We start from the raw sequence: 20185 nt of genomic DNA on the forward strand, positions 1-20185 counted from the left end.
TCTTGTATATCAATCTTAGACATCACGAACACTGCCAAGTAGGCAGCAGATAGCGAGATCCCTAGTATACTCTTCTATTAATAGACTGCTTTTAGTGGAAAAAGTTACGCCCCCAGCTAACTTTGAGGGGATTCTTGGCAAAAAGAAACCCATGTATGCAATTAGCTACTCATACATGGGAATTTATCTGTATACTGATATTCGTTATATTTTCAATTTAACTCTGGGAAATGAATTTCGGGTAACATTCGATTGGGGTCCTCTTCGTTCTCACTAATGTCATGATCATAACTATAATTCCAGTGCCCATTGGCGTAATCGAGGTAGATCAGCGCCTCATATATAGAATGGTTCTGCTCTATGTTCTCTGAGATGTAGCTCCATTCCAAGGTTGCATGAACAACAGCTTGGTTCTCACCAAGAAACACGACTCGTTCATTAGACATATGATACGTAGTGTCTCCATACTCAAAGGAAGCTCTTGTAATGTGCTCCCATGTTCTCCATTCATCAACTGCATTTGCGTTAATTCGTTCAATATCAAATGGCGAAGTATATTTATACGTTAAATCAAAGTCTTTCTGATTAATCGCTCTATAATATTGCCTGAGGTCAGATAGGACATTTTGTTGCTTCTCATTAAAATTCTCTTTTATCGTATGTACAGATTTATCGATATCTTCTGGAAGCGTAGTATTACTGGAAAGATATCGATCCTGAAGTATTTTCCACTGATTGTTCTCCTTTATAATTCGAAATACGACCTCATGTTGGTCATTTATTACCTGATTATTATGAATATAAGTAACGTACAATAATGCCTGGTTCGCAGATTCGTATGTAATGCTTGTTATATCAACATTGTAGATTCGATCAGGGATTTCTCTTTCTTGGGGTGCAATCCAACTCTCAGTCAGATAAAATCTCTGCATATGGTTTGAAGCTAGTAGTTTTACAGTAAAAGCTCTATCATACGCCCTCACCAGATCGAGAATCGCTTGTTCTTGACCATAGCCGTACTCCACCATTCGTGCGGTGTTTGTTTTCCGATCATAGGCCACCGAATGTTGTGTATACCAAGCAGCAAATCGAATAGGAAGATAGAATTTCCCATCAATTAATATACCTGGTTTTTCCAACTCAATATATCCTTCCTTATCATCTGAGTATCCTACATCTGGTATAAAATATGTCTCCGAATGATCCGTTCTAGCAAAAATCTCACGACTTTCTATTGAGTAGTCTGCTCGGTACCCCATTATTTGAATAAACTCTCGAAACGGAACATACACCGTTCCTGATTTTGTTAATAGTTTAATGTCTGTAGGCTGTTCATTTACGTACAGTTGTATGGGTTCTTTATTATTTTGAGCATAAACCAATGATGGTATGGATATTAACCCCAAAAAGAGGAAAAATACTAGCATTTTTTTCAGCAAATCTACACCCTCTATTCATGACTTATGATATAAAAAAGCGAAACCAATCAGTTGAACTTATTCCCCTGATCGATTTCGCTTCACTAAGATAAAAGAGCTAATTACTATTATAGATATCCTAATTTGTCCAGAACCCGTTTCAACATCACTGCTGCCTGAGCGCGAGTCGCGTTTCCCTGGGGTTCGAATGTTCTCGCTGTCATACCTTGAATAATGCCCTCTTGCACTGCTTTGGCAACAGAATCCTTGGACTGAATTTTATTGCTATCCTTGAACTTGGACAATGTCGAAGTAGCAGAGGATTGAAGTGAGACTGTTTTCCCACCGTAGCTCATCGCCCGAACCATCATTAGAGCCATTTGTTCCCGAGTGATTTCACTTTCCGGTTTGAATGTACCGTCCGTGTTGCCTGTAATAATCCCGGCTTCTGCCGCGGCACCGATGTAGGCGCTGGTCAGATCACCACCACGAATATCACGGAAACGACGTGCAGCAGTCTGATCTCCTTTCAAACCAAGGCCTTTGGCTACCAATTCGGCAAACTCGGCACGCGTTATTTTCTGATTGGGTCCGTAATAAGAGCCGTTCGTAGCCCCAATGATCCATTTGGACGACAACTCTTTGATGACTGCACCTGCCCAATGACTGGAGGTATCCTGATAGCTCACGGAATGAGTGACAGGCACGATGGTCTGGTTACCGTTCAGTTGTCCTTTAACGACTACTCCTCCTGTTGTACTCGCAAACGTATGCGGCACATTCGCCAGAATCAGTGTAGTCGGATCAATATACGTAAACCCGGAAGTCGCTGTAGGTGTGTTTACAGGCAACTGCATCGCGAGCTGGCTTTTGATATTTTGTTCCACCCGTTGATTCGTATTGCCACTAAACGCAGAGAGGTAGATGTCTGTAACATTACCAAGTTTCTGTGCTCCTGCAACGGCCAGCATTCCATCTATCGTACCTGAACTGGAGACAGGAACCGTCTCCACCTGTACATAGAAGTAGGAGGCATCCGTGTTGGTTGTGTTTCCCCCTACAGCTTGACTCATTGCGGATACATCCAGATTGGATAGTGGGACCATCCACAGACGATCACCATATTTGACACCAATTGAACCTGTACGGTTACTTAATGCAACCTGAGCCAATGTGTTCAGCGGGAATCCTACATAAGCCGAAGATTCGCTCGCAGGGACTTCAAATACAACAGGTTGGGTTGTTTTACCAGTCGTTGTAGCGTACTGGAAGGCCTGCAAAAGCTTGGTACCATCTACATTGAACTGACGAGTAGAGCGATTGTTGCGTGACATCATGGAAGCTGTAGCTGCCGTATCCGTGCTCATCACAAGCAGAGCTTGTCCATAACTTGACGAGTCTTGTTCTGTCAGCCAGGAAGGACGGTTGTTTGTCTGATTTCCTGTCGAACTACTGCCATTTTGTTGCAGGGGTAGCGGTCCAAACGCAGTAATGGTGTTGTTCAACGCATCACGTAGCGGAACTGCTCCCGGAGTATAACTGACCGTCCCTGTCTGTCCTGCTGTTGCCGAGTTCGAGAGATTAAGTGTCACGATCGAACCCGATATGGAAGCATTCAGGACATTTGTTGTTGTTCCTCCAAGCTGCACACTAAACTGTGAAGCCGTTAGAGCCGTCTGAGCCTGAAGTGCATCTCGAAAGTTAATATATACTTTGTCCCCTTGAAGAGTTGCCGACAATATTTTTCCGTTACCAAAGGTATATTTTACAGGAGCCAGATTAACGTATCCTGCAGGATTGTTGTTTAGATCGGTTAACCGCAGGGTGCCTGGCACATAAGAAAAGGTTACGTTTTGAGTACTGGCAATAGTGTTGGCTAGCGTTAATGTAATCAGATCATCCTCAATCTCGGAATCATTGACAAATACGGCTTTACCATCTACCAATACGGAATATTGGCTCTTGAGTGGTTTGTTCGTCCGGCTCAGTGGCTCATTATATCTGATCCACATCGTCGTACCACTCACTTCTGCACTCTTGAACTCGGGTGGTTTCGTATCAATACTGTTACGTACATAGAACCCGTTGAATCCGGCAAGAGCTTGACCACGACTGTCTTTCACTGGCCATGTTCCTGGCGCATAGGATACTTGTACCACTTCACCATTCTGGATGGAACGACTGAGATTGAGCGTTACCAACGAACTGTTATTGGTGGACATGCTGCTGATGCCCACCGCTGACCCATCTGCTGTAACACTGAATTGTCTCACCGCATCACTGGAGTTGATATAAACGGTCTCTGGATAATACAGACTAATTGTATTGTAATAAGCTGTACCTTCGCGTGGTTTCGACATAATCGAATCGAGACTGTTCTCTACATCTCTCGCTCCGAATGCTGGAGCCGCGTTAAGAGACAAATCCTGAATTTTACGTGTTCCTGTTCCTGGTGCGTAGGCAATGCGGACAACCTGCCCTACGGCTACACCTGTATCCAGAACAACATACACACTGTCTCCTGAAACATAGGAAGAACTTACATTCCGGTTCTCTCCGTTAACCGTCACTGTGAAGCTGGAAGCAAACGGATCTAGACTGGAGAGCAACTCATCATACGTTAATCGAATGATCGTGTTGCTGTACATTTTGGCTGTTTTCAGTACAGGAGGTGTTGTGTCTACGGTCAACGTTCTAAAGGTCCACGATGTGGCTCCATTCAGACCCGTGAACAGATTTCCCGTCTGATCCCGAAAGACATTCGCAGGAATATCAATGGTATACGTTGTGTTGCTTGTCAGAGTCGTTTGCGGGATGATGCGCAACTGTCTGGGGTTGGACGTACTAATTAATGTCGTGGAAGCCACAATCCCGCCGTTTGCATTCTTAACCGTAGCTGAACTTGCGAAATTCCGGTCCAGGTCTTTGTTGAATGTCAACGTAAATTCATTCGTGAGTGGTACGCCCGTTGCTCCGTTTGTAGGAGACAGGCTGGATACGGTCAAGGCTGTGGGATCGGATATTACATTGAATCCCCACGTCGTTCGCTGAATGGCTCCCGTATCATTGTTCAGGTCATCACGCAAAAAACCTTCCGGAACTGCTATGTAAATCGTGCTGTTATTCGCCCAATTGTTCACTGGATCAATTGTCACCGTGGTTCTCGCCGTGTTGAAACTGATACGGTTTGAATTGGCATCAATTTCTTCCAATAATGTACTGCCACGATAGATCTGTAGTTTGCCTGCACCAACCTTCATTGCCCGATCATAAGTTAGTTGAATATTGGCTGAAGGAGATACATTGGATGCCGCATTAAGAGGTGACTGCCCTGTTAATTGAGCTGTACTAACTCCTGCTGTACGGAATGTCCACTCTTTGTTCAGACCCTCAACCGGTTGACCGTCCCCATATACGAAAGACTGGCTACCAATCGTAACATAGAATGAACCTCCAGGCAGAACTGCAGGAAGCTGGATTTGCACACGTTTCCCCAAAGCTGCATCAATAGCAGCATCATCTGCAACGACAGTCACAGCTGCATCCGTTACGGAAACTCTTGTTACAATGGAGTCATCCTGGACTCGGCGTACAGTAATTTCCTCAGTAGAAGTGTCGATTTTCTTTACTGGCTTAATAAAATCAATCGTCAGTGGTGCTGATCCACTCGCCTGTTGTTCGTTCACAGCAGGTGACGTTGTGCTAATTCCTTTTCCCGTCAACTCATCGGCGGCATAGGCGGACTCTACTCCTCCCCATCCGGCGAGTATCCCTTGAGTGACTAACATCAAAATCATAAGACTAGCCAATCCCTTACGGGCCATTTTTTTCACAAACACCCAACCTTCCCCCTCTTCTCATTTTCCTAATTGTCTGATATACAGACCTCTATATTTATGTCGGTCAGAGGGAGATTTTCAATTAACAAAATGGAAATGTATGGTGCTTTATTTTGTAAAAAGATGCAAAAAGCCCCTGATTCCATATCGGAACCAAGGGCCTCATTGGATGATCCATATAACGTTAGCTAATTACAGACCTGCTTGAGCTTTCAAAAGGTCTGCTTTGTCCACTTGCTCCCAAGGTACATCCAGATCTGTACGGCCGAAGTGACCGTATGCTGCTGTTTGTTTGTAGATTGGGCGACGCAGATCCAGCATACGAATGATGCCAGCCGGACGAAGATCGAAGTTGTTGCGCACAAGCTCAACCAATTTCTCTTCGCTGACTTTGCCAGTTCCGTATGTATCCACGTTGATCGATACCGGGTTGGCTACACCAATTGCATACGCGAGCTGGATTTCCACTTTGTCTGCAAGTCCTGCAGCTACAAGGTTTTTCGCTACGTAACGAGCCGCATATGCTGCGGAGCGGTCTACTTTTGTTGGATCTTTACCAGAGAACGCACCACCGCCGTGACGTGCATAACCGCCGTAGGTATCTACGATGATTTTACGTCCAGTGAGGCCTGCATCTCCCTGAGGTCCGCCAATAACGAAACGTCCTGTTGGGTTGATGAAATATTTAGTCTGCTCATCCAGCAATTCCGCTGGAACGACAGGCAAGATGACATGTTCTTTGATATCTTTTTGGATCTGCGCAAGTGTAGTCTCTTCAGCGTGCTGAGTAGACACAACGATGGTATCCACACGTACCGGCTTGTCCCCGTCGTATTCAATCGTTACTTGCGTTTTACCATCCGGACGAAGATATTCCAATGTACCGTTCTTACGCACTTCCGCCAGACGGCGTGCGATACGGTGGGACAGAGCGATTGGCAAAGGCATAAGTTCAGGTGTTTCATTCGTTGCAAAACCGAACATCAGACCTTGGTCACCTGCACCAATGTTTTCTGTTTCACGAGCGACTTGTTCCGGGTCACGATTCTCAAGCGCTGCGTTAACGCCTTGGGCAATATCAGCAGACTGCTCATTCAGAGAAGTCAGAACTGCACAAGTGTTATAATCAAAACCGAACTTGGCACGTGTGTAGCCAATATCCTTAATTGTATTACGAACGATGGACGGAATGTCCACGTATTCAGAAGCTGAACTGATTTCACCGATGACAAGCACTAAGCCTGTGGCTACGGAAACTTCGCAAGCTACGCGAGCATTGGGGTCGTTTGCAAGAAACGCGTCCAATACGGCGTCTGAGATCTGATCGCAGATTTTATCCGGATGTCCTTCAGTTACAGACTCCGATGTAAATAGATGCCGGCCTTTAACAGACATGAAGTTTCAACCTCCCATAACTAGTAGTATGGCGATTGCCCGAACAAAACATGACAGCGATTCGTTCACTGTACCCTCGAAGCTTTCCAAAATGGAATAAGGACCCTGGGTCCGCAGTTACGAAGATAAGGATTTTTCAGGTAATTGCCTCAAACGAAAATCAACCTTTCCCTAGTGGAAAAGGTTGCATACCTCAAATGCCATCTTAACGTATTTGTCAAGACGTGTCAAACGAATTGGGGTAAGGAAAAAGCCCTATAAGTGCTGCTCTGCCTGACGAATTAGCCTTTTGGTGATCTCTCCACCAACCGATCCATTCTCGCGGGAGGTCAGATGTCCCCACCCTTTGTATTGCCCATAAGAGTGATCACTCACTTCGCCCAGTTCAGATCCAAATTCTGTATCTGCACCAGCAAACCCTCTGCCACCATACCCCACATTGAGACCAAATTCTGCAGCAATCTCATACTTCATCTGATCCAGCATTTGACGACTTTCGGGTACCACTTTGCGATTGCTTCTAGCCATGTTCCTGCACCTCCATTAATTAATTATCAACAGTTATAGAGTGAGCAGGATCGAGGCTGGCTAGCCGTATTAATGTTTGTTAGAACTGGTTAATCTGCGCAAATGAAATGTATGACGAATGAATAATTCCTTTCACAGAAGCAAAACCTATTTCAAAGTATATCCACCACGAACCATTACGGTTAGGCTGTATTTGTTCCCATCCAATACCGTGATCCCCCGACCATCTCTTGGAAAAGAGAGCAGGTGATTGGTCGGCGCTGCCTGTCCATTCGTCAGGTCAATCCCGTCCGTCAGATCCGCTACACCATTCGTACCCTCACTGACGATCACAGCCTTGCCGCTACGTACGATGAACTCCGCGCCAGACTTACCGATCAGCTGTTGACCCGGCTTCACGGTTACGATCTCAACGGCATCAGAAGCACCTGAGACCAGTGGAGGAAGCGAAGTATCTCCAACTGTACTACCGGAGTTCCCGGTTCCTGTAGAGCCGGAATTGTTACCTGATGAATTACCAGAACCTGTGCTAACACCGCCACCCAATGCTTTTTGAATCTGCTGGTCTACATAACTCTTCGTTACAACTGGATCATCTGCTGTTCCTGGCTGACTTGTCCCTGCACCGATGGCTGTATTGCTGTATACCGACCCAACCCACACGCCAACACCAATCGCGAGCGCAGCAAGGGATACTTTCATATAAGGTTTCATGTGAATCATTTTCCTCCTCTGGTAATCTATTAACTTTAACTATAGAGAAAAAATAGGGATGCGACAAGCAAAACCTCGTTTCCATTGGGGTGGAAACGAGGTTTTGTGGACAAATTTAACGATTATTTGAATCTATCCATCTATCTTATATCGACGGGTTCTTCCTTCGGAAGTTTGGTCAGGTCATATCCGTAGCTTTGTTCCGCAAGACGAAGACGTTGTCCCTGGAACTGATCATCTACGCTTAAGCGATACGAACCGCCACGCAGCTTCTCGAAGAAGCTGTCTTCTACGCTCCAACTCAGTGTCTGGTTGGTTCCCACTTTCAGATCGGTTCCCAAAGTCAACTCTTTCTCATATGATTTGCCTGCTTGATCCGTCATTGTAAGGATTAACTTATGCTCGTTCTCGCCCATCTCAATCTCTTCATTACGTGATAAGCTGTAATTCATCTCGATCTGTACAGACGAGCTGCCTGCCAGATATGCTCTCACACTGTTGGCAGTCCAGGAGTAAGGATAGAGATCAATATTGGTTAACGAGCCTTGAACACTAATGGAGGTTGGCGGTACTTCGAATGCCAGAGCATTCACATAAGCAGTCGCTTCCCCTTCACCCGTTACAAACTTGCTGTCTGCAACGCCCTCGCCCACGATGAGACGCACGTCGGAGAACGTAACAGACTTCGGAATCTTAGCCCAGAACGTAACAATCGACTTCTGACCCGGACCAGGCAGACGCTCTGCTTGCTTCGCAGTTGCTCTGTAATACTGGCCATCCGCTGTTTTGAAGTAACCTACCAGTTTGCCAAGCCCACTCTGACGAAGTGATTTGTTTGTCATCTCAAATTCGGTATATACGATGTCCGATGACGTTCCCGGATAACGTATCGTTCTGCGCACACCCATTTCGGTCTCTTTATCAGCTGTGCCCGATGTGTATGTCTTGCCGTTTCCGACATAAGATAACGGTGGAATTAATCCAGATGTATTTAACGTGATCCATTCATTCGTTTCTTCTTCACTAACTTTTTCATTCAAACTAAGTTCCAGACGAGATATACGTAATTCAGAAGGAATCTTGGTCAACAGATAAGCCTCGGTTGTCATACCGGCTCCAAGTAGCTTGCCACTTTGTGTGTAGATTAGCTTCTTGTCTCCTTCAATCTCAGCAGAATCAATCATAAACATCGCTTCAAGCTCAGGAAGCTGTACCGTTTTGGTACCTGCATTACGAATGGTTACTTTGGCAGCAACAATATCACTATCCAACCACGGCAGACGCTGTAACGATCCAAAAGACACACCAAATGTACCTTTGTTATTCTTAATCACGGTCTCAGTCGTTAAGCCATCCCCACTGGATACCGATTCAGGAATGGCATATACACCTACAGGATAGGAAAAAACAAATCCATTGGTTGGAGAAGAAGCTGTTGCTGACTCTGTACTTTCATTTTTGTCAACCGGACTCATTACATAGAGCTTAATCTTTTTGGTATCCCCATCACCCTGAAGGGTTGCACTGAGCTTAATTGTCTTGATATCGCCTGGGTTCAACTTCAATGTATCCAGTGCTTTGGTTTCAATCGGATAGACTGTGCCGTCGTTATTCCGTACCTCAAAGGTATATGTTGGCACCTTAATGGCTTTCTTGCCTTCATTCTTGAGCTTCATTTGAAGGTTAAGACTATACTCACCATCATCAATTCGAACTTTGGCAGATTCAAGCAATGTGGACAGTCGTTGTCCTTCAACCGATATAATGTTTGGTTGATTGGCAGCAACCTCTACATTCGTCTTGCTAGCCTCTGGCAATTGCAGTGCAGCAACAGGCAGAACACTCTTCTCTTCACCCTGTTCTTCTACCAGCAACAACTCAGACTTTTGCAGCTTCACTGACGTTGGGAGAGATGCCATCAGACTGAGCGCCTTATTAGCTTGAGCCTGAATGCTAACATTCGTACTGTCTTTATCCGGAGTTAAAGGATAGTTCGTGCCACTTGGCGTACGTAAGATCCATTTGATATTCGGATTTTCAAGCAATTTATAACTAATATTGTTTAAATTCACGCCAATTTTCACATACTGTTTCTTATCTTCACCTGGAAACACTTTAATGCCTGATACTTTCACCTTCACCGCAGAGTCGCTTAGACGAACTGTCTTTGGTTTACCTACAGGTGTGGTAATGCTATAGGATGCGGGCACGTTAAACTTACCCAGCGTACGTTCATAGTTAGCTTGACTGAAATCCCATTTCACGATGAGGAAGTTCAGATCACTGAGTTTCACTTCGCGACCCACTTTCATGACATAGGTTAGGTCAACCGTTGATCCAGGCGCGACTGTTTTCTTTTCCTGATCTTTTGCAATCAGTTTGGGCGAGAACGATGTTCCACCCTTGGTTTTCACTTTGCTCCAGTAATCGAGCATCATCATTGGGGTGCTGTCATTGTTTTTATAAGACAATGTATACGTTACCACATTGCCATCATCCTGTGCCAAGATATTTACATCTGTTAATCTTACGGAACTTCGTGCTGTCACTTTAACAGCGGATAGGTTGCCGAGTGTATGTACAACCTTTTTCGTGGTTGATGTCGTTTTCTTCGATGTACTGCTATTGGAACTGGTGGCAGACGTTTTATTGGTTGTGCTCGCTGCCATAGCGATGCCAGCTGTTGAACTGATTAACAACGCACTTGCGAGCAAGCTCACAAACATTTTCTTTTGATTCACTTCCAAACCTCCCATAAGTTGCTTGTTGCTATATAGTATAAACGTTTGGGAAGGGAAGAAAGTTACGATGTTGTTGTGTTTTATCCGCTCACAAGTATAAGACATCGTAGCTCGTCTTTTATATTCAAAAAAAGAGTCCATCATTAAAGATGGACTCTTTTTAAACAATACAGCTTAGTAAGTCAAAGCAGTTGGGTCTACTGTAAGATTAACATTTACTGCTTTTGTGAAGCTTTCAGCAGCATTGTCTTTCAAATCAGTTACAACTTTAGCATCAGTATTGAAAGGTTTCAAGAATACTTCAACAAGTTGTTTGTCAGTAATTTTGTTACCTTCAACGCCGTTGAAGAGAACAACCAAATTACCATTAGCATCTGCTTCTGCTCCGAGAACAGTAACATCTTTACCTTCTACACGAACAGTAAATGCAGCAGGGCTAGATTGAACTTTAAGTTTTTCGTTGAACTCTACTGTAGCAGAGAACACATTAGTTTGACCAGCAACTGTCGCCTTAGCAACTGTTAATACAGAATCTTCAGCAACTTTTGGTGCAATTTTGTCAGCCAATGTTGGGGCATTTGCATCAATAACAGTACCGAACGCATTTTGGGACGTAGGGTTAGGTCTGATTACAAATGTAGCACCAGTCAAGTCAGCAACAAATTTAGTGTTCAATTTCAAAGTAGCAACTGTTTTACCGTCTACAACTGTTGTATCAGTTACAGTTACAGTGTTACCATTTACTGTGAAATCATTAGCATCTACGCTAGACAAAGTGCTGGAGAAAGTAACTTTCAAAGTATCAAGAGCTGTAGCTTCAGCTTTTTCAGCTACCACTTTCAGATCTACTTTAGGTTTAACTTGTGTATAAACCAAGTAGTCAGAACCAGCATAGTTACCATTAGTATCTGCTACAGTTGCAATACGCAATCCCAAAGTGTTGCCAGAGATTGGATTGTCTGAACGTGGCAATGTGATTCTTACTGTTTCAGCATTTACCAATTCAACTTTGGAATCAGACGGGATTGGTCTGAAAGTCCCAGCGTTTGTATTAGCGTCAAAGTTAGTAGCGTAGTTATATTTGTTAACCTGTGTTACATCTCCTGCACCGCTAACAGCCATAGCTTTGCTGAATTGAACATAGATCACAGCATCATATTTAGTTCCTGCTTGTGACTCTTCAACCCAAGTAGAAGTTACAACTGGTTTAACAGCGTTAGAAACATCAACAACTGTAGTGTAAGGGAGCATTGTATTAGCAATTGAAGCTGTGTCGCGTACTCCAGCTACTTCAATTGTGTATTTACCTGCATCCAGTTTACCAAGCAAAGTGAAGCTAGCTTTTTTAGTTGTAGTATCATAGCTTACTGTCACAGCTGGGTGACCATTTGAATCAAGACCTTTACCTACAACAACTTTACCAGCAGAGTCTTTAATAGTGTAGTTGCTTGGTTTGCGAGCATCATCACCAATTACATTTTTGCTGAACTCAAATGTAAATTTGTGTGCAGAATCATTGTTAGTCAATTCAGTTTTAACACCTACAACCGCTGGTCTTTGTGTATCCAGAACTGGAGTAACTTTAACTTCGCGATTTGCAGAGTTATTGCTGTAGTCAGTTACATTTTGGAAATAAACTGTGTTTTCAGACAAGCTCAACTTTTGGTCGAATACCAGTTTAACAGTATCATCTTTAATAGTTACAGAGCTTGCAGTGTAACCAGATGTAGTGTGATAAACAGTACCTACGGATTTGATGGATTCGTTAAATTTAACTTCAACTTCAGTCAAATCAGTTGTTTTTACAGAAACCACTTCTGGTGCAGTAGTATCTTCAGCTACTGTGAAATCTTTTTCATCAGAAGCAATTTTAAATCCTGCGAAATCTTCTACATTGCTTACAGTCAACTTGTGGTTACCAACTGGAAGATCAGTAGTGATGATTGCAGTATTAGGATAAGAATACTTCACGGATCCGGAAACAGCGTTACCGTTGATACGGAAGTTAGAAGTAGTATTAACAGTCGATTGTTTAACCGGCTCAGAGAATACGACTTTGAATGCTTTAGTTCCAAGTCCAGTTACGGATTCAACTGTAGGAATAGTAGTATCTACAGGAGTGAACTTAACTTTATCATCAAAAGTTTTTGTTTCATTAGCATTTTTCACGTTAACAGCGATAGTGTACTCTTTTTGTCTGTCAAGAGTATCAGCTGCATCTTGATCCAACAACAGAGTTACAGTTTTCTTATCAGCGGAAAGTGTAGCGGAATCAAAGCTAAATCCGTCGATAGTGTAATTTTTTACATTTGTTGCAGAAGCTTCTTGAACTTCACCATCAAATGCTACTGTAATTTCTTTGTAGTTGTTAGCAGATACGCTTTGAACTTTAGTCGCTGCAGTTACTACATAAGTAACTTTCTCAGTGAACTCTTTATCTTTGTAAGTGAATTTCACTTCAGTTTCTTTGTTAGCTTCAAGAGCTTTATCCAAAGTTACTTTTACAGTTTCGCCGTCGCTGATTTTGAACTCAACTACTTTACCAGCTTCAGTTACTGTGTAAGATTCTACTTTCAAGCTTTGAGCTTGATCGATAGAGTAAGCTGCACCTACCAACAATTCGCGGGAAGCATTGCCAGAGAAGTTAGCGTTAGCGTCGATCAGACCTGCGTTGATCGCTGCTTGAACATAACCTTTAGCCCATGCTGCTGCATTGTTGTTAGTTTCAGTTGGGATTTCAAGATCAAGTGCACGAGTCAAGATTGTAGCCATTTCAGCTACTGTCACTTTACCATTGAAGTCGAAGATTTTTTTCTCTACGTTTTTACCTTCCATGATACCCGCAGCAGTTACTGCTTCGATGTAAGGTACAGCCCAGTTTTTAGCTGTGTAGTTTTTGTCGTTGTAAGAAAGAGTTCCAGTGATCTCTTTCAGACCGAGCAATTTAGTGATAACTTTTGCGAACTCAGCGCGAGTCATCTCTTTGTCCAGACCAGCTGTGCCATCTGGGTAACCATTGAAGATACCTTTTGCTTTCAATGCATCAAACTGTTGTTGTGGTGTTACTGCTGTGTCACCGAATGCTACAGATGCAAACATTGAGAATGCCATTGCTGTAGACAGTGCTACGGATAAAATTTTCTTCATAACCTTTTTGTCTCCTCCTTGGGCGTTCATAACATTGGAATTTTCTTTAATAGGGTCGCTCGTATTCCTCATTCTATTGTCGCACCCCCTTTCCAGAGTTATGAGCAAGTTAATATAAATGATGTCTGTGAGCATATCACAGAAACTTGTAAACAAGAGTAAAAGATAGAATCATACGTAAATAGAGTAGTTTCCTAATCCTACCTTACGTATTATACAATGGGTCTTCCGTGCCGTAAAGCAATTTTTTCTAATAAATAGACAAGATTCTTCACGAGGTCATTCTTGGTAAGTTGCCCAATGTTTTCGACTCTACATCTTAAACGCAGCAGATTTCAAAAAGTTGCGGATTCCTCAAAAAAAGTTTTGAATTTATTTATGTATTGATGCAGTGCGGGTCTTTAAAGGATTCAAAACCTTTAATGCAGTTGAATTAATGACGTATTTTCCGAAATCACCCTGCGTAAGGATTGATGTGGACGTTTATTTATACCCGTAATTTTCCACAATGAAGCGACAAATTCTACAAAATCGAAAATAAAAAAAGAGGACCCTCTGGGCCCTCTTCTTCAAAGTAACTATAACTTAGCGAATCTTCATTGCCAGCTCAATAATCTGAGCACGCATATTTGGATCACTATTCAATCTCAGATACATATCGTCAATTGGTTGTCTGTTCTCCCGGTATGTCTTCTCATGCTTCATCGTGGTGTGAGACCATTCAATCAATTCATTCTCGGCCAGAACCAGACTGTTATACGCATCATGGAAGCCGGTGGACTGTACAAGTCCTTCCATAACTTCCTGAGAGATCTCCTCTGTCTTACGTGTATCTTCCAACTTTTTCTCCAGAATGACTGCCTGCTTCTCGAACTGTGTCTTTGCCTTCATGTAACCCAATTGGGCTCTCGAATAAATCGGTTTCATTAGCTAACTTCACCCTCTAGATCATTGTGTATTTACCGTTATTGTATCTTAATCTCTAGCAAATTACAAAAATAGTTATTGGTAAAAAACAGATTTCTTCTATTATAAATGAATTCTATATAAGCTCTTCAACTGTCATAAAAAGAACCCATCCCTTTAGTAAAAGGGACAGGTCCTTCCTAAAATTATCTCAACTATGCTAGATTAGCTCAATGTTTTAGGGAATAACTTCGTGCTTTTCTTAAGCAGTTCTACAGCAATCTTGGCTGCTTCAGCACGAGTCATATTACCTTTTGGATTGAATTGGAATTGCGTTTTGGCTGCACCTGGAATATTTACAGGGCTTCCTTCCATGATTTTTGCTTTGGTAACCGCCACAATGGCTGGTCGTGCATAGAAATCGATAGAAGTTGAATCCAGGAACGATTTGGCCAAAGTAGCCGTCAATTTACTGTCATTGGCTGCAAGCTTGGCATTCATCGCCCGTGCGATCATAACAGCTGCCTGCTCCCGTGTAACCGGCTGATCCGGTCCAAAGAAGCCATCACTAAGCCCTTGAACAATACCTGCGCGTGCTGCTGTTTCAATTGCTTCATATGTCCAACGATCCGATTTGGTGTTCTCGGAAACGTCTGTGAAGGTTGTTTTACTTGGTTTAACCAATTGAATGTCCATACCTTTGACAAGCAAAGTAGCAAATTCGCCACGTGTTGTCTGATCATCCGCACCAAATGCATTGGTTCTGAGCGGATTCATAATTCCTTTGGAATACATTGCATTTAACAAGTTCCGTGCCCATGGATGATTCGTGATATCCGGGTAGCTTTGACTTTGCTTCATGACTTTGTAATAACCAAATTCATCAAACGGTACGGTAATAGTGTGACTCTTCGTATCCACTGCACCACCTATGGAAACCCATTTACCTACATTAGAGTCATCCGAGTAACGATAGACTGTAATCGTAGACCCTACATCGTCAACAATGGATGGATCATAGCTCAGCGTTAACGTTCCGCGTTGGGATGGGGTCAGAATACGCTCTTGAGCATATCTTGTAAACTCTCCATCAATGGAATACGGCGTGATTCCGTTCGTACCTGCTTTGTATCCATTCGTACCACGATCACCCAGTTCACCCAGACCTCCGTTGATCCAGTAAATATCAGATACTTGAGTAAAGTTGGCTGTATTGATCACCGAGGCGAAGAAGCTCGACAACTCGGTAGGAATACGGATGACGCTGGCACCATTGGTACTTCTGTCATCTGCATTAACTCCGATAACATTACCGTAGTCATTCTTACGTTCTACAACACCGTCTTTTGGATCAGCGATACCAAACAACAGTTTGTTGTCTGGATAAAACTTCACCATGCCACTTGTTGTTGTTGATTGCAGTACTGTTCCTTTCGGGAATGAAAGCACCACATTTTTGTTAAACACAGTATATTTGTTGGCTACCTTAGGAGCCATGTACTGTGAATCAATCGCGATCGCACCTGTATAATACACATTGATCGTATCGTTGATCGTGCCGCCTTCGCGTATAATCTGAATCTTGATTGCATTATTTTTATCTGCTTTGAGTCCTACATAATCCAATACAAAACGGTTATTCATATCCGTACGTTTAACAGCTGGCTCTTTGCCAATTAATACTTGAGAAGCACCCTCTGCTTCAATATCGAAGCGAACAAAGTTTTTGTTCACAACGATGTTGTTACCTACCGTAGGTTGTGGAGACAAAATGCGGTAAGAGGAAGGTTCGCGTACAATCTCAAGACGCTGTGTTGTTCTCGCACCTGTGCTGTTGATCAGTTCGAGTGTGTACACATGTGTTCCTGGTACATCAAACTTAAGATTCTGAATCCGTGCGATAAACAGGTCACTATTACCTGTAATATCATAGCTTGGCAATCCGGTTGTAGCTGGTTGATTTACTTCGAAAATCGTTGTACTTGTCAGTTCTTTAGTGAAAATTTTATCGGAACCAAAGTAGACGTTCACAATATCTGCACCACCGCCATTAATGACGAGGTCATAATTCTCTTCACTTGTAACATACTTGTCTTCTTTAAACGCAAATTCAGGTGTAACCGAGAAAATGCGCTTCATCTCGTCATCTTCATATTGCGTAATTGGTTTGTTAATAAACTGCTGACGTGAGTCCTTAGGAATCAGCGTAGGCATGAAAGATGTCACTGTTGATTGATTCTGGTCAATGACATTGATCTTCAACGTAGTTGAGATCGTGATTGGAAGTTTATTCGCATCCTCATCTGTAGCACGGATTAGAATGGTGTTCTCACCATAGACAATCGGTCCTGATTTCAAGACCGGAAGATCTACACTGAACGTGCCATTATCATCCGGAAATTTTGTCGGTGTTGTATACTTTTTACCATTCACAAGAATTTCGGCGACAAAGTTAGTACCGCCTATGGTTTTGAACCCGATAAAACGTCCCTTTAACGTAAGCTTTTGCGAACTACTCTTGGAGTTAAAGGTGTAGGTTTGTCCGTTTTGAAGACTTTCCACATAAATAGAGCTCGCTGTTACATAAGAAATTTTTACAATCTTAGGCAAGTTCGTCGGACTACCATAGTAGAAGCGAACTTGTTGATCTCCACCAAGGAAACCGGAGACTTTATAGATTTTTTGGTTATCTTTCAGTTTCATCGCATCAACAGTAGCGACTGGGTCAATTTTAAGCTTTGTAGTACCTGTTGGTAAATATTCACCTACAAGCGTTCCTGAGATAGGTTCACTGGATTCTACCAAGATGAAGAATTGATCGGTTTGCAGCTTAGTTCCATCAAGCTTCGTTTGGGAATCAATGGCTTCGCCTTCTTTATAATCAGGCAAATAGTAGATCTCTGTGATATCCTGTGCCCCTGGGGAGAAGGTATAACTTGCGTTATATCCTGCACTGAAATTACCGTATGCGAGACGGAGACGAAGCGTTTGATCCTTCTTGGGAGATGTGCCATCTGCGGCAAGTTCCAAGTTATACGGTGTTGTAACCTCGAATTTCACCAATCGGTACTCAATGGTTACACCATCGGAACCCGTGATTAGTACTTCTTCAGCCGGGTCCGACTCAAACACAAAATTAGTTGGTTGCGTCAAGTTGCCATTAGACAACGTGATCTCACCATTCGTCGGACTAAAGGGATTAGGGCTCGCTGAATACGGAAGCAACACCTGTCCTGTTAACGTTGCTGTTGCTTCAGCTGTGCCCGTAAATACCGGATTACTGTCCAGAATAGATTTATTCTGGCCCCCCAATTGCACCTTCAAATCTGTGAATGGTTGGTCTTTATCAAAATAGTAAATCGAACGTTCAGTTTCAATGGCATTGGATGCACTTGAAATTTTGAATTTCAAATTATTTAGTCCTGCTTTTAATGCTAGCTGTGGCAAAAAGAATGATCCATCTTGCAGCATGGAGGCATTGATTTCATCCCCACCGTTAACTTTCACACTAACCAGGGTGGAGTTCTGTACTTTACCTTGAATGGACACACGTTGTGTATCTACAACCGTGTTGGAACCCTCATTCAGGTTATAAGACTTGTTACCGCCAGTAGCGGAACTGTCCGTAAATACTTGGAAGCTCTCAATAAATGGAGCCTGATCGTACAATACATAAAATGTATCTGACCGTTCAACTGATCCCTGGTTACCAGAGAAAGTAACTCGGTTGAACCCCGGGAACAGATTTAGATTATTCGCTGTGAATTTGTTATTACCACTTGGATCAGCAGTAACCGCAGTTGTGATTGATTTAGTCGAGTCTGGAACCCATTTGCTATCTGAACCGCTTGTAACCAAGTTCAGTTGTTCAACCTTAACCTTCAAGCTCGTATTGGATACAAAAGCATAAGAACCTGAAATTGTAATTGCTGAAGTTGAGGTTGTATATGCATTCGAACGTGTCAAGAAAGCCTTGGTTGCATCTTGAACTATAGATAGAGCAGCGGTCTCCCGCAATGTTCTAAGATCTGGCGTAAAATATGTGGTATAAGCATTAGATCCAGGAGTTACCGGATCACCGTCTGCAGCCGAAGCAACAGCCCCACCGAATAGACCTTGTGGGAACAATGAGAACACCATGGTGACCAACATGATCCAGACCAACGGCCGTTTCTTTTGTTGCATTACGTATCATCTCTCCTCTTTTTAAGTCAGTTACCTTTATATATCGGCAAAAGGTTCCAATTATTTAGTAAAAATCTCAAAATAAACAAAAAACCTTATCCACAAGGGATAAGGTTGGGTCTGGAATAATATTCAAGAATAGCTGTAACCATTACATTTATCTATTTATGATTTCGAACGAGTCTCTGGGCTCATCTTGACGCGCATGCGCATCAGGAAGTTGATAACCGGTCTTCTCGTTTTGCTAACAAGTCCGATGACTTCTGCTCCCACCTGGAGGAAGAACATCATGATACAGATGACCACAAACGTTACCCAGTTCGCCTCGAACATCGCAGCGGACGATTGGATAATTGCCAGAACTCCGAAGAAAGCGGCAATTCCATAGATGATCAGTACCGTCTGACGGTGACTGAATCCAAGTTCACGCAAGCAGTGATGCAGGTGACCTTTGTCCGGTGAGAAAATCGGTTTCCGTTGTACCGCACGACGGATGATCGCGAAGAAGGTATCCGAGAGCGGCACACCGATGATGATCAGCGGTGTAATGAAGGACACGACAGCAATTTGTTTAAATCCGAGCATGGACAGCATCGCCAGAGAGAAACCAAGGAATAGTGACCCGGTATCCCCCATGAAGATCTTCGCCGGGTGGAAGTTGAAGAACAGGAATCCAATGATACTACCCAGCAATACAAGACACATCAAGGCGATCATCATGTTACCCATCAGGAAGGACATCACAGCAATGGTACCAATCGCAATACCGGATACACCGGCAGCGAGACCATCCAGACCATCAATCAGGTTAATCGCATTGGTTACACCAACGATCCATAAGATCGTCAGTGGAATGGATACCCAAGCTTCAAGTGAAGAATAGGAATCCTGAAAAGGAATGTTAACGAAATCTACCCGGATATTAAATCCGAATACAACGACAGATGCAGCAACGATCTGACCAAGCAGCTTCACTTTGGCAGACAGTTCAAACCGATCATCGAGTGCTCCGATCAGCACGATAATTGTTCCACCAATCAGAAACGCGCTGACAAAACTCATATCCCGAGTCGTGAACCATGCCGATACAAACGGAAGCAGTGCAGCAACTGTAATAACAAAGGCCAGGAATATACCCAGACCGCCAAGACGCGGCATGATCCGTGTGTGTACTTTACGTGCATTCGGCGTATCCATTGCGCCAATGCGGACTGCGAACTTTTTGACAAGTGGTGTCAGGGCAAGAGCCAGTCCCATTGACACGATAAATCCAATGATAAAGATCGCTACCATTTGAACATTCGACCCCCAA

Annotated in this window: 10 protein-coding genes; all 10 read right to left on the reverse strand. The window is 43.2% G+C overall.

What is annotated here, in order from left to right:
• Nucleotides 1–212 precede the first annotated feature (212 nt).
• The 10 genes from NKT06_RS28490 to NKT06_RS28535 all read right to left on the reverse strand — a co-directional run bounded on the left by NKT06_RS28490 (nucleotide 213) and on the right by NKT06_RS28535 (nucleotide 20166).
• The gene (locus NKT06_RS28490) at nucleotides 213–1439 is read right to left on the reverse strand and encodes a stalk domain-containing protein (RefSeq protein WP_253441298.1); all 1227 of its coding nucleotides are present in this window, start codon (nucleotides 1437–1439) and stop codon (nucleotides 213–215) included.
• A 107-nt stretch (nucleotides 1440–1546) separates the two neighbouring features.
• A complete protein-coding gene (locus tag NKT06_RS28495; protein ID WP_253441300.1) occupies nucleotides 1547–5257 on the reverse strand; it encodes a SwmB domain-containing protein in 3711 nt (1236 codons plus the stop codon).
• A gap of 192 nt (nucleotides 5258–5449) precedes the next feature.
• Nucleotides 5450–6652, reverse strand: a complete 1203-nt coding sequence (gene metK, locus NKT06_RS28500) for a methionine adenosyltransferase (protein ID WP_253441302.1) — start codon at nucleotides 6650–6652, stop codon at nucleotides 5450–5452.
• A gap of 255 nt (nucleotides 6653–6907) precedes the next feature.
• Nucleotides 6908–7180, reverse strand: a complete 273-nt coding sequence (locus NKT06_RS28505; protein ID WP_253441304.1) for an alpha/beta-type small acid-soluble spore protein — start codon at nucleotides 7178–7180, stop codon at nucleotides 6908–6910.
• A gap of 147 nt (nucleotides 7181–7327) precedes the next feature.
• Entirely contained in the window at nucleotides 7328–7894 is a 567-nt protein-coding gene (locus tag NKT06_RS28510) for a hypothetical protein (RefSeq protein WP_253441311.1), read from the reverse strand.
• A 140-nt stretch (nucleotides 7895–8034) separates the two neighbouring features.
• Nucleotides 8035–10635, reverse strand: coding sequence for a hypothetical protein (locus NKT06_RS28515; protein WP_253441312.1), 2601 nt, complete (start codon nucleotides 10633–10635; stop codon nucleotides 8035–8037).
• 174 nt (nucleotides 10636–10809) lie between these two features.
• Nucleotides 10810–13782: an S-layer homology domain-containing protein gene (locus tag NKT06_RS28520; protein WP_253441313.1), complete on the reverse strand. Its 2973-nt coding sequence runs from the start codon at nucleotides 13780–13782 to the stop codon at nucleotides 10810–10812.
• A 585-nt stretch (nucleotides 13783–14367) separates the two neighbouring features.
• Nucleotides 14368–14709, reverse strand: coding sequence for a hypothetical protein (locus NKT06_RS28525; RefSeq protein WP_076332560.1), 342 nt, complete (start codon nucleotides 14707–14709; stop codon nucleotides 14368–14370).
• Nucleotides 14710–14913: 204 nt separating this feature from the next.
• A complete protein-coding gene (locus tag NKT06_RS28530; RefSeq protein WP_253441314.1) occupies nucleotides 14914–18873 on the reverse strand; it encodes an S-layer homology domain-containing protein in 3960 nt (1319 codons plus the stop codon).
• A gap of 165 nt (nucleotides 18874–19038) precedes the next feature.
• A complete protein-coding gene (locus NKT06_RS28535) occupies nucleotides 19039–20166 on the reverse strand; it encodes a glycosyltransferase family 4 protein (protein ID WP_253441315.1) in 1128 nt (375 codons plus the stop codon).
• Between the last annotated feature and the right edge of the window lie 19 nt (nucleotides 20167–20185).

This window comes from Paenibacillus sp. 1781tsa1 (genome assembly GCF_024159265.1).
Taxonomy (GTDB): Bacteria; Bacillota; Bacilli; order Paenibacillales; family Paenibacillaceae; genus Paenibacillus.

Bases quoted from the DNA above. Each gene is read 5' to 3' on its own strand.
- metK (WP_253441302.1), bottom strand. From the start codon at position 6,652: ATGTCTGTTAAAGGCCGGCATCTATTTACATCGGAGTCTGTAACTGAA.
- NKT06_RS28520 (WP_253441313.1), bottom strand. From the start codon at position 13,782: ATGAAGAAAATTTTATCCGTAGCACTGTCTACAGCAATGGCATTCTCA.
- NKT06_RS28530 (WP_253441314.1), bottom strand. From the start codon at position 18,873: ATGCAACAAAAGAAACGGCCGTTGGTCTGGATCATGTTGGTCACCATG.
- NKT06_RS28535 (WP_253441315.1), bottom strand. From the start codon at position 20,166: ATGGTAGCGATCTTTATCATTGGATTTATCGTGTCAATGGGACTGGCT.
- NKT06_RS28505 (WP_253441304.1), bottom strand. From the start codon at position 7,180: ATGGCTAGAAGCAATCGCAAAGTGGTACCCGAAAGTCGTCAAATGCTG.
- NKT06_RS28525 (WP_076332560.1), bottom strand. From the start codon at position 14,709: ATGAAACCGATTTATTCGAGAGCCCAATTGGGTTACATGAAGGCAAAG.
- NKT06_RS28510 (WP_253441311.1), bottom strand. From the start codon at position 7,894: ATGAAACCTTATATGAAAGTATCCCTTGCTGCGCTCGCGATTGGTGTT.